The sequence below is a fragment of the Sulfitobacter sp. 1A12779 genome (genome assembly GCF_043557315.1).
GTDB classification, from domain to species: Bacteria; Pseudomonadota; Alphaproteobacteria; order Rhodobacterales; family Rhodobacteraceae; genus Sulfitobacter; species Sulfitobacter faviae.
Window position 1 is genome coordinate 1 of record NZ_JBIFFU010000045.1, and the last position, 10,590, is coordinate 10,590.

11 protein-coding genes and 1 pseudogene are annotated in these 10,590 nt (G+C 56.4%); 9 read left to right on the top strand and 3 right to left on the bottom strand.

What is annotated here, in order from left to right; translation table 11 throughout:
• Positions 1-723 precede the first annotated feature (723 nt).
• Positions 724-846 carry a hypothetical protein gene (locus tag ACGYLQ_RS20190; protein WP_394444557.1) on the bottom strand — a complete coding sequence of 41 codons (123 nt, stop codon included), beginning with the start codon at positions 844-846 and terminating at the stop codon, positions 724-726.
• Positions 847-875: 29 nt separating this feature from the next.
• Here ACGYLQ_RS20190 and ACGYLQ_RS20195 point away from each other — a divergent pair, with 29 nt between their 5' ends.
• From ACGYLQ_RS20195 to ACGYLQ_RS20205, 3 genes and pseudogenes are all read left to right on the top strand, one after another.
• Positions 876-2,711 (top strand): hypothetical protein, encoded by a 1,836-nt coding sequence (locus ACGYLQ_RS20195; protein ID WP_394444558.1) that lies wholly within the window; start codon positions 876-878, stop codon positions 2,709-2,711.
• Entirely contained in the window at positions 2,704-4,407 is a 1,704-nt protein-coding gene (locus ACGYLQ_RS20200) for a hypothetical protein (RefSeq protein ID WP_394444560.1), read from the top strand. The genes ACGYLQ_RS20195 and ACGYLQ_RS20200 overlap by 8 nt, the downstream gene beginning before the upstream one ends.
• A 117-nt stretch (positions 4,408-4,524) precedes the next feature.
• A pseudogene (locus ACGYLQ_RS20205) lies at positions 4,525-4,587 on the top strand (hypothetical protein); the annotation flags it as partial.
• On the opposite strand, the gene ACGYLQ_RS20210 reads toward ACGYLQ_RS20205, so the two are convergent.
• Entirely contained in the window at positions 4,588-5,007 is a 420-nt protein-coding gene (locus tag ACGYLQ_RS20210; RefSeq protein WP_394444575.1) for a hypothetical protein, read from the bottom strand.
• A 686-nt stretch (positions 5,008-5,693) separates the two neighbouring features.
• Here ACGYLQ_RS20210 and ACGYLQ_RS20215 point away from each other — a divergent pair.
• The 6 genes from ACGYLQ_RS20215 to ACGYLQ_RS20240 all read left to right on the top strand — a co-directional run bounded on the left by ACGYLQ_RS20215 (position 5,694) and on the right by ACGYLQ_RS20240 (position 10,245).
• Positions 5,694-6,131 carry a hypothetical protein gene (locus tag ACGYLQ_RS20215; RefSeq protein WP_394444561.1) on the top strand — a complete coding sequence of 146 codons (438 nt, stop codon included), beginning with the start codon at positions 5,694-5,696 and terminating at the stop codon, positions 6,129-6,131.
• Positions 6,132-6,210: 79 nt separating this feature from the next.
• Positions 6,211-6,597: a hypothetical protein gene (locus ACGYLQ_RS20220; protein ID WP_394444563.1), complete on the top strand. Its 387-nt coding sequence runs from the start codon at positions 6,211-6,213 to the stop codon at positions 6,595-6,597.
• A gap of 1 nt (position 6,598) precedes the next feature.
• The gene (locus ACGYLQ_RS20225) at positions 6,599-7,063 is read left to right on the top strand and encodes a DUF6915 family protein (protein WP_394444565.1); all 465 of its coding nucleotides are present in this window, start codon (positions 6,599-6,601) and stop codon (positions 7,061-7,063) included.
• Positions 7,064-7,626: 563 nt separating this feature from the next.
• On the top strand, positions 7,627-7,752 hold the full coding sequence (locus ACGYLQ_RS20230; RefSeq protein ID WP_394444567.1) for a hypothetical protein: 126 nt from the start codon (positions 7,627-7,629) through the stop codon (positions 7,750-7,752).
• A gap of 217 nt (positions 7,753-7,969) precedes the next feature.
• On the top strand, positions 7,970-9,376 hold the full coding sequence (locus ACGYLQ_RS20235; protein WP_394444569.1) for a sulfotransferase family 2 domain-containing protein: 1,407 nt from the start codon (positions 7,970-7,972) through the stop codon (positions 9,374-9,376).
• 32 nt (positions 9,377-9,408) lie between these two features.
• Positions 9,409-10,245, top strand: coding sequence for a sulfotransferase family protein (locus tag ACGYLQ_RS20240; RefSeq protein ID WP_394444571.1), 837 nt, complete (start codon positions 9,409-9,411; stop codon positions 10,243-10,245).
• A 47-nt stretch (positions 10,246-10,292) separates the two neighbouring features.
• Here ACGYLQ_RS20240 and ACGYLQ_RS20245 read toward each other — a convergent pair.
• A partial coding sequence (locus tag ACGYLQ_RS20245) for a hypothetical protein (protein WP_394444573.1) occupies positions 10,293-10,590 on the bottom strand: 298 nt, incomplete at its 5' end.

Here is a 10,590-nt window from a genome sequence, read left to right on the forward strand (position 1 = left end):
ACTTCATTTTTATTCTCTCTTTCTAATCCCAACCTATGGTGTTGGGGTCTGTGTAAGCAGATGGAGACGCGGTCTCGTTTTGCGCTCCGGTTTTAGGCGGTGGCCGTGAGGTGATGTCCTGCGCGGCCCGTATAAGTGATTTGGGTACGTCGAATTCGGCGCGGAAACGCGATTAAGAAAAATCTGAATCTTTTTTTGGATGACCTTAAGTCAAGCAGCTTGGGGGCGTTGCAAATGAAACCCTTCGGTTTGCGGGCCCGCTGTCTGCCGTCGCCCCACTGTGGGCGGGGGGCGTTGCCTAACCTCTGAGTTTGGGACCAACCCCTCCGGGGCGTAATTCCCGAAGATGACGCTCAACGCCCTCTTTGCTCGCAAGGTCTTCGCCGCATTTCTTGTCTTGGAAAAGAACAGGATCGGAGAGGGCTGCTCTGCGCGATCCCCAGTAATCTGGTCGGCCCGCGGAGCGCTTAACCTTGCGCTGAGGCGGTATCGTTACCGTCGCATGTCTTGTGGGTGGCCCTTCTTGGCCCGCAAAATTGAAACCCCGCCCAGTACATGGCCATTTGTCTCGCCTTGCTCAACGGGTGAGGGCGCTTTCAAAAATGGCCTGCTGAGGACGCCGCATGGGTGGGTCCACGGCACCGCCGGTCCCCGTCCCGCGGGGCGCTACGGATTGCAGAATGGTCTTTGGGACATAGCAATTTCCATTAAGCGGCAAAGACCTCATGCAAGTGGTGCGGACATAAACACCCCCCCGGTTTCACGGGCGGCAACCGCGAAGGTGTTTATGTCCGCTGCGCATTTAACCGGAAAAACCAGCATCTTAGCGGTTTCTCTATTTTCCATGATCAACCTCTTTCCTGAAAGGACATCTCATGCTTGATCTCTCTGGCAGACCCCCTGCCGTCTTTTCCCCTGTGGCAAGCATTGCGGCCACCATCCCCTCGGAGGTGTCCAGCTTTGCACAGTTTCGCGCTTATACGGCCGCAAGAACCGATCTTACCGCCAGCACCCAAACAAGCTACTTGGGCGCGATTGACAAAGCTGCATCGATACTGAACCGGCCGTTGAGTGCGATTGACGCAGACCTTGCTGCTATTGCGCAGAGGTTCCCTTTGAAGGGGTTTGACCTTGATCATTGGCCGACCGAGCGCGCTTACAAGACGTTCCGGGGCCGACTCACAGCTGCGCTGAAGTCGTTTTGCGGTGTTCACGCCGAGAAAGCCCGCTTGCGGGCAATGGAGGATGACTGGACAGTATTGCTTGCGGCCATTGAGCCGCGCGTACAGGGGCGGGTAGGTACATCGGATTGGCATCCGATGAAGCTCCAGATGCTGAAAAGCTTTGCGCTCGTTGCGCGGTCTTACGGCTGGCAACCATGGGATATGACTTTAGAGCGGGCCCGGCAGATTGACCGGGATTTCAGTGGCAATGTGAGAGACTCTCATGCGCGGTCTCTCAAGCGTCTCGATGAGCTGCGCGCCTTTCCTGAACTTCTGCCACATTTGCCAGCGGAGCCCATTAACTTTGTGCCTGAGCGCCGGGCGCCGGCGCACAAAGAGATCCCGCAAGACTGGGAAAACCAGCTCATCACCTGGATCGAGAGTGTCACGAATAATTCCTGGGATCCGGTCGCAAAGGAGTTCACCGATAGGCATGAGCCGCATGCGCATGTGATGAAGTCTGCTCTTCGCACAGCTTTACGGGCGGGATTGGATATCGGCATGATCAGCCGTGAAGAAGGCGATCTCAAAGCCATCTTGGCCTGTGATGAAACGCTCTATGGCATCGCGGGTGAGCTGTTTCGCCGCCAGCATGAACCGAAGTCAAAGGGGCACCTCGAGCCGCGCAGCGCCCGCAAATATCTCAAAGTCCTCAACCAGCTGCGCGCGCATCTCGGCCTGGACTGCAGCGGTATGATCCAGGTTCTTGCGAACAACAAAACTGCGCGCGCAGGCCGTAGGGCCGAAAAATCCATGACCAAGGCCAATCGCAAATTCTGTGAACGGCTTGTGGAAAAGAAGCACCTGCGGCGCCGTTTCCTCACGTCCTTTTTGGCGCTGCGCGCTGCCGCCGAAAAGATTCTGGCGCAGGCTAAGGCCGAGGGTCGCAAACTCACAGCGCTTGAGATCTCCCAAGTCCGCATGCTCGGGGTTTGTGCATGTTTTGCAGCTATTGAAATCGGAGGGGCCCCCTTGCGGCGCCGCAATGTGATGGCGCTGACATGCGTCGGTGAAGACGCGCAGTTCCGCATCCCCAAGAAGGGTAAAAAGCCCTTCAAGGTCTTCTTGCCTGCGGCGGTGACGAAGAACAATGCCGTGATCGAGTTCCCGATCGCGCGCAACAAATACGGCGCATATGACACGATTTGCTGGTATCTTGAGGTAATCCGCCCGCTTTTTGCGCATGCAGACACAAGCCCCTTTCTTTTTCCTGCGGTACGCAAGCCGGGGCGCTCTCTCAACGCGGACTTCTTTGCCGCGCACTTCTCGCAAGTCATGCGTGCGGTTGTTGGCTTGCCGATGACCCCGCACCAAATGCGCCATGGTCAAACGTCGCTTTTGCTCGATCGCTATCCGAACGAGATCGAAGTGATTGCCAAGCGTATCGACGATACCGCGGCCACTTTGCGCCAGTTCTACGGCTGGCTTAACGCGCTCAAGCTCGTTGAGCGGGGTCAGGACATGATGATCGGATTGATGGATGACTAAGACTTACGATACCCGCAGCCGTGCAGAGATTCTATCTGCGGCGCATTTTGGTCCCTACCGCGCAGCCCCCAGGCTTGATGAGATTGGCTTACGTGAGCTGCGCACCTTGGATAAGTTCTTTAGGTTTGCGCAAGCACGCGCGATTGCTGTGCCGACGGTTTCGGATTTCCTTGCGTTTGCAGAAGGGGATGCTTCACCGCGGCAATTGGAGAACCTGCGTACCGCGTTTGACCGGTTGGTGCCGGCGGGGACCCCGGTTTGTTGCACGATACGTGACGCGATCCGTGAAAAGAAAGGCACCGGCCGTAGCTGTGACCGTCGAGACAGGCAGGCGCTTGCGGCTGACCCTTTGATGGCGCCTTACTGCAACCTGAAGGGGTTCGAGGAAGTAGCGCTTGAGGACCTGCGCGTTTTTGCACGGTTTCTCGCGTTCACAGCCGCGCGTGGGATCACGGTGCCAACTGTCGATGACTACCTCGCTTTTGGGGCAGACGTGGCGTCGAGCCGCCGCTTGCGCTCTCTCAAAGCCGCCATCGATGCTTTGATGCCGGGTAGTCCTGCCGCACATGTGATCCTATCTGAGGCGATCGCCCGCAAAGAGCCCCCGAAACCTGCCAAAGCGGGGTCCGTGCTGCGCCCCGCAGCGCAGCGGCGTGTCGCTCTTGATGCGCTGCCGCCCGCTTGGCGTGCCAAATTGTCGGCTTGGCGCACGGGGTTTGTGGCGCTGCATGAAGCAGTGCCGGCCCCCTCCGTGATCGACAACACCGAAGATATCTTGCGTGAATATGCAAAAGTGCAGATCGATGCAGGTGCTCCAGTCGCTATTACCATTGAAGGGGTTCGGCGGATGGAGGCATCGCGCACGGCGCATGCCAAGACGCGTCAGGCCCCCGCCTATACATCTCAAGGGGATCGGCCCGCTACACGACATACCGCTGTCATGCGGCTGCGTAAATTTGGAGACGCCCTTGGGATTGACAGGCTGACGCTGGAGGCGATCCGTACGCATGAGAACGCGCTACGAGCTGACTTGCAGTCTGTCGTGCCACTGAAGTTCGGTCGCTATGAACAACTGCCTGATTTGAAGGAAACCTGGCAGCTGGCGCATGCACTTCTTGAGCAGAGCGCTGAGGTCAAGCGGCGGCCTACCAAGATACGACTGCTTAACGAGGCGTTCTGTATCGCCTTTTGGACGCTGATCCCGCTGCGATTGGGTGACGGCCAGCTCATTTGGGGAAAGGATATATGGTATGATGGGGACTGCTACCGCATCGATATCACGACAACGAAAGAAGATGAGCCGCTACGCGGCAGACTACATAAACGATTGGAGCCCTTTGTGGATGCTGTGCTTTTGCGCGGAATGAATGTGGATCATCTGGCCCATCTCCACCCGCTTTCCCAGACGGAACAAGTTCCGGTACTGCGCGACGTATCTGGCAAAGGACTTGCCGACGGCTATCCTTCCAGCGCTTGGCGCAGGCATATGGGGACCGGGGCGCATATTGCGCGTACTCGGATACATACAGAGCTTGGACAATTGGGGCCGGAAGGGGTGGAAATGGCGCTGGCTCTTACGGCTCAGCGCGATGCGCGATCGCAATTCGCCTACCAAGCGGCGCAATTTGAACGGGCGCAGCGGGCCAAGGGTCAAAGCATGATTGACGGGCTGCTGGCGGAGGTGTTCGACGCATAAAGTCCGGCAACGCTTCGTAGGCGGAGGTCGTCGCCCTTATTCTCCGCGTTTGCTGCGGTGTTTGTGATTGTCCTGCGGAGTTTGCGTCGTATAATCTCCGCAAAGAATGCGTAAAATATGACTTACATCCACGAACTTCATGACTGGCCGCAGTTTATCTGGGATAAGGCCAAGCTGTCGTCACAACTTGTTGCGGTCCGTCACCGCCAAGGAGACGATCTGGGCGAGCGACAAGAAGAAAAGCCATGTCGCACTCTCTGAGGCGGCGATCAGAAAAATTGCAAAGGTCGCGCTTGGGGGCCTCAACATTGTGAGTGCCCCCTCCAGCCGTTTCGAGCCTCTTTTGCAGAGAGCTTTGACCGTGGCCTGCATGCCTTGCCACAGTTCGCATGAAAAGCTTTCCATTTTGAAAGTGTTAGAGACTGAGCTGCACATCTGACATGCGCCAGAACCGTTCATATCAAGGCGGTCACATATCACATACTTCTTGTGATCTGTGGATGGCTGGGTGTCACAGGCGCGGGACGCCCCCTTTTTTATGGGAGCCGGATCATGGTATTTCCTCGCCTTGCCATGTGTCCGCCATCCCTGAACGGTCATGGGGCACCTTTGCGCCAAATTGAGGCCAGCGCCGGGCCGTCCGGTCATCGGGCCGACCGCAGGATGGCGGTTCTCGCGCATACCACATGCACGCTGAAGGTTTTCTGACCCCGGCCCCTCCGTGAAGGTCATCGAGGGCCCAGAAACTAAGGCCCAGCGATCCGCCTTTGAGGGCGAGGTCGCAGCTCTGCGGTTCGTTCCTCTCTGGAGGGCGGGGGTGGAATGGGCTTTTCCAGGGTCGGCCACATGTCTCCTGTGCGCTCTTTGGCGCATACCTGTGAGTCCCCTTGTCTCTTCGAGGCGATGGACGGAAGGCAGCTCGGAATAGGCCGTTGCTACGATCCCACGAGGGGCTGCCCCTTCGATCCGTGCCTTCATGTTTCCCCTCCGCACCGCGGTAGCGGGGGATGAGATAGGCAATCTCGACCTTTTCAAGATCCCGTCGTTCCCCGGGGGAGGGCCTCTCCCCGAGCACTCGCGCGCCCATGGGCGCGCGCAGGCCCATAGGGGCGAGATTCAAGGCCAGAAAGACAAAAAAATATTAAGTCTAAACAATGTCTTGTCGCCGAAAAGGACGGCGTTGGCACAGAAAGTTGCTCAAGGCGTTTCCGTCGCCATTTGGATGATCCGACTTTTTGATCAGGAAGGCTGCAGTGGCCTTCACTCAATTAGGAAAGGATACGTTCATGACGAACGATGATGCGGCACCTTTGGATGTAGTTGTTCTCGTGGCTCTGCTGGCGAAAAACCGTTTGCCCCCGGCCGGGATAGTTTGGCTGAAAGGTCGCCTACGCGGGGAGGAGACAATCGATTTTTCACTCGAGAAACACCCTGAGGGTTGGGTTTGGGGGCTGTCTTTCCGAGTGCCAGAAAAAGACCGGCACCTCTTTGGATCGAGGGTGGACCATCCGCGCCCAAAACCGTTGCCCACAAAGCGGCGCGCCTTTCTCGCTGGCGCAGCAGCGCTCTGTGACTTTTACACCTACTCTAAAGAGTTGCCGTTTATCGCAACGGATACTCAACTGATCGTCACAGGCATTGGCGACGGCGGGTGCTCGGGGGATTCCACCATGCAATGGCTGGGGCCCTGGGTCGATGGCGAGCCCGTTGCTGCCACCTCGTAAGCCCCCGCATGTGGGTGGGGGCTCTGCGCCCCCCCAAGCCATGCAATTTTGCCCCCATAGACCTTTCTGAAAGAACAAAATGACACAAGAGACCACTTACCTGAGCCGGATGCTGGCTGAAAGAGATGCAGCTGAAGAAAAGCTGGCCGCTACCCGTGCAGCGCTTGCCGCCGACCTGCGCCGCGCGGGTGTCACCGAGGCACTCGTATACTACGAAGGCTACAGCGATTCCGGTAACGTCGAAGGATACCGCCTCACGCCTTCGGATATCTCCCTTTTCGATGATCTGCATGACCGCCTGGAGAATTTCTGCTGGGATTTTGCCTATTCCTATAACCCCGGCTTCGAGATCGACTGCGGCGGTGGTGGCACATTGGAATGGGACCTGCAGCGGGACAAGATCAATCTAAGCTACTGTGACTACGGTTACGAAGAAGCTGAACCTGAACTCCATAAGGATCAATAATATGGCGCATCCTCTTCATCATGCATTGAGTTCAGCGCGCCGCTTTGGTGGTGAGGCGGCGGACTACCAAGCGGTTCACGATTGGTTTGATGCCTCAAAAGAGCATATGGCGTATTTTACGCATCGTGCCTTGCGCCATCACACCCAAGGGATCTTTGAAGCAGAGCGGATATTTGGCCGCTCGTTGACCAACAGCGCGGGCCGGGTCATCCCGGTTCGCTGGATCGGTGAGCAGCATGTAAAGGAAGATTGCCGCGGTAAAATCCCATCGCTCTATGACTGGCTGGGGCGCATCCAGCAGGAGAGCTGGATGGCAAATGGCCACATCGACGACGATCTGACGCATACCGGTAGCGATCCACTTGCAGATTGGATGCAGGCTGTCAGTTCCCAACAAACCATCCTCGGCTTTGAAGAGTGGCTTGAGAAAGCCCGCATGGAGCGCTTGGTTGCGGCCGCCGTGTGAAGACCTCCTTTTGTGGTCTTCGCCAAAATCTTGCTGATTATCTCATCGGATACCCATTTGTTCGCGCCGAACTTTGACGAGGGCGGGATTTCTGAGGATTTCACCCTGAAATGTCTGGGCCACTGCCTCGATGGCGAGCCCGACACTTCTACGATTGGTAAAGGCGCAAGTCAGTTAAATAATACTGAAACACGCTTTAGATGGTCACTGCGTGGAACCGCTGTATCTTCTTACTGGGCCCGGTTCTGCCGCCGAATAGGCGGCTTAGAAACACCGGTGGCAGAGCTTGCTCATGCTGCCTTTACGCCGGGCCCAGCTTTCTCCGCCGCATAGGCGGCTGCAGATGGGGTTGCTATGATCAGATGACCGTGCCCCATCTTCTTACCAAAGCCCCCCGCGGAGGCCTCTGACAGTAAATGCTTATGGCTTGTTCCCTGTCAGGATACGGAGTTCAGTTCGGGGTGTTTTACTGTGAGAGAATGCCTTGGCGTGGTATTATTTCTACGCTGATAAGGCCTATCAGTTCGCTGCCAGTAGTAAGTCGATTTTGTCTGGCCGACGCAGTGCTGCTGCTGCGTCTCACCATCGGTGATTTCGACAATGTGATCGACGGTGCCGAGGAGGCCGCGTTCGAAGAGCGGATGCCAGACGAAACGCATCAGGTTTTTGGGGTCAATGCCGCAAGGTGAGCCCGTGCCCCTGCTGTGATACTGGAAGCCTCTCCGACCGGTTCCTATTGATCAGGGGGCAAGGACGAGCCCATGCGATGCTGGTTCGCCGGTAGGCCCATTTATCGGCTGGGGCGAAGTTGTGTTTGCGGCTCTGGGTTTCTGTACACTGCGCGTTTTTTATTCGATGTTTGGATAAGCGGCCCATGTACCGGCTCCAAGGTTAAGCCAGGAAGAGATGACAAATTTCATAATCGACAAGCCGCGTATTGTTTTCATCCACCTGCCCAAAACCGGCGGCACATCGGTGCGCGACGCGCTTGGGAAGCTTGAAGGACGGTACTTTGGTCATGTGCCGGAGCGCTTCCGAGACCGACCCAGCCTGACGGTTGTTCGCGAGCCTAAAGCTCGATTTCTTTCTGCTTTCCGGATGTTCAAGTTCGGCAATCAGTTGGAGGGGGACTATTACGCCGAGCCGCGATGGCCTGATCTGTCCATCTCGCAAGCGCTCGACGTGTTGGAAGACCCGTGGGTTGGCCATGACCGTAGTCATCGGGACATCCCTTGGAACTTCAAACATCATATCATTCCCCAGACCCATCCGTTTAACTGTTTGTTTTATGCAGACACGGTTCTTCGGTTCGAAACCCTCGAAGAGGATTTTGGGGCGTTTTGTGCGAACTTCGGGATCGCAGCAGAACTGCCGCGACTTCGCGCGTCTCGGAGCGGGCAAAAACACGAGGAGCGGTGGCGGCCGGAGGAAGAAGAGCGCTTCATGCGCCTGTTTGCGGATGACTATCGCTTTTTGGGGTATGCGTCCGGTCGCCCTGAAGCCGCAACAAAAAGATACAACTTCGAACCTTTGAGGCCTAAGGGCAGGACGGTCTACGATCTTTGGCCCGCTTATTTCTCGGACGAAAAGATCTTTCTGAAAGATGCTGCGCAAGCGCTGCCTGATGAGAGCTCTGTGCTTGAGCCTTTCGCCGATGAGATTATCCCGGGCTCTCCCACAGGGGCTTGGGCGGGGCGGTCAAAAGATCTGGTAGCTCATTTTCAGAAGCTTCAGCCGGAGTTTTCTGGGGCCTCTCGTCTCGCGCACCTGCTGGCCTGTACGATCGTCGTGCTGCGCAGGGATCCGAGCTGCGAGAGTGCCCTTAGGCTCTTTTGGCGGATCTTGGATGAACAGTTTGAGGTGATCCGGTCAGAGCTTTCCCTACGCTGGTTGGTGTCGATCGCTGATACGGTCGCCGATTTGGGCCGAAGTTCCGGAGAACGTGCTGTTGGAATGAGTGCCAGTATCTACGCAAATACGGCGAAGCTGCATGAGAGCGAGCTTAAACTGTTCTACCCAAAGCGTCCGTGGCCCCCGCGCAGACGCTTTTCATCGGGAGGGGCATTGTTTGATGGCATGCTTACCTACTGGGTGGAGAAGGGGGATATGATCGACAATATGTTTGCGCGTTCGGCGAAGGTGGCAGCATCGGAGCCGACGGCCGGAAAGGTCCTGATGGAGGTGATTGAACGCCTAAAGCTTGGCCCAAGCGTCTATCGGCGGTTCAAGCGTATATCGGGGGTGAAGGCCGCGCCTCTGGTAGACGATAAAATCAAAGAGCGGCTACAGCGGATTATGAAGAATAATGTTTGAGCCGGTGGTGAGCCTGGCAGGCAGGACGTGATATGAACAAAGGTCGCAAACCCGATATCCTGTGTATCGGCGCGCAGAAGGCAGGCACATCTTGGTTACATGTCACTTTGGCAACCAGACGGGACATTTGGGTGCCGCCGTTCAAGGAACTGCATTTTTTTGACCATAAGTTCATTGCTGAATGCCGGCGGTGGGCGCCGTGGCATGTCAAACAGGGACTTCAGGGGGCGCGCGCGCGCCATCTTGCAAGCGCCTCACCCCCAGATGAGGCCTATCTGGCATATCTTGATCGTCTTCAGACCGCGCCCATTTTGAACGGCACGTGGTATAAGTACATTTTTTCCCGAGCGCCGGAGGATCAAAAATGCCTCGATGTCACGCCGGAGTACTCATGTATTCCGGATGAGGGCGTGGACTTTTTCAAGCGCTTTCTGCCGCAGAGTAAACTGATCTACCTCATCCGTAACCCCTTGGACCGGTTGAAGTCTCAGCTGCGCATGAATGCGCACCGCGGAAAAAAACTGCCTGCATCGCCAAAAGAGTGGGAGGCGCTCTTAGACATGCCTGCGCTTCGTACGCGCGGAGATTATCTGAACAATGTGCCGCGGTGGAGCGCACGTTTTACAGACGATCAATTGCTGTACTTACCCTACGGACAAATCGGCAAAGAACCGTTGAGCCTTCTGCGCAAGATTGAGCATCATTGTGGCTTGGCTTCCTCTGAGTACCCTCAAGCTGCTGAAAGGGTCCATCAAACGGCACCGCTGCAGTTGCCTGACTATGTCATTGAGCGTTTGGAGGAGCTGGCCGCGCCCCAGGCGGCGTTTCTTCGAAGCCATTTTGGCGAAAGCTTCTATCAAGACACCTAAAAAAGAGCATGGAACGTGGGCTGACGTGGCGCGGGGCGAACTTGGCCTCACCCGTTACGCAAAGTGACCTTCGACATGGCGTCAATCCTGATCAGGTCGAGCTCATACTGGGCATCCATGCGTGTCTGTAGCTCTTCGTCGATTTGAACAATTTTGCTGAGAAGCTTTGCGCTTTTAAGGTGATGACAGGCCTCTTGCGACACGGCTTTGCGAGTTTGAGGATCAATAAGCTCAACATCTATATCAAGCAGGACTGCTAAAAACGGTAGCCTGACCTGATGGGGCTGCTCAAAATTCCAGACTGTTAGGGTGGCTCTGGGGCAGGCAGTCGTGATGCGAGACACC

Excerpts from the sequence above, each read along its gene's own strand:
- ACGYLQ_RS20215 (WP_394444561.1), top strand. The coding sequence starts at position 5,694 with ATGACGAACGATGATGCGGCACCTTTGGATGTAGTTGTTCTCGTGGCT.
- ACGYLQ_RS20220 (WP_394444563.1), top strand. The coding sequence starts at position 6,211 with ATGACACAAGAGACCACTTACCTGAGCCGGATGCTGGCTGAAAGAGAT.
- ACGYLQ_RS20200 (WP_394444560.1), top strand. The coding sequence starts at position 2,704 with ATGACTAAGACTTACGATACCCGCAGCCGTGCAGAGATTCTATCTGCG.
- ACGYLQ_RS20225 (WP_394444565.1), top strand. The coding sequence starts at position 6,599 with ATGGCGCATCCTCTTCATCATGCATTGAGTTCAGCGCGCCGCTTTGGT.
- ACGYLQ_RS20210 (WP_394444575.1), bottom strand. The coding sequence starts at position 5,007 with ATGACCGTTCAGGGATGGCGGACACATGGCAAGGCGAGGAAATACCAT.
- ACGYLQ_RS20240 (WP_394444571.1), top strand. The coding sequence starts at position 9,409 with ATGAACAAAGGTCGCAAACCCGATATCCTGTGTATCGGCGCGCAGAAG.
- ACGYLQ_RS20195 (WP_394444558.1), top strand. The coding sequence starts at position 876 with ATGCTTGATCTCTCTGGCAGACCCCCTGCCGTCTTTTCCCCTGTGGCA.
- ACGYLQ_RS20235 (WP_394444569.1), top strand. The coding sequence starts at position 7,970 with ATGACAAATTTCATAATCGACAAGCCGCGTATTGTTTTCATCCACCTG.
- ACGYLQ_RS20190 (WP_394444557.1), bottom strand. The coding sequence starts at position 846 with ATGGAAAATAGAGAAACCGCTAAGATGCTGGTTTTTCCGGTTAAATGC.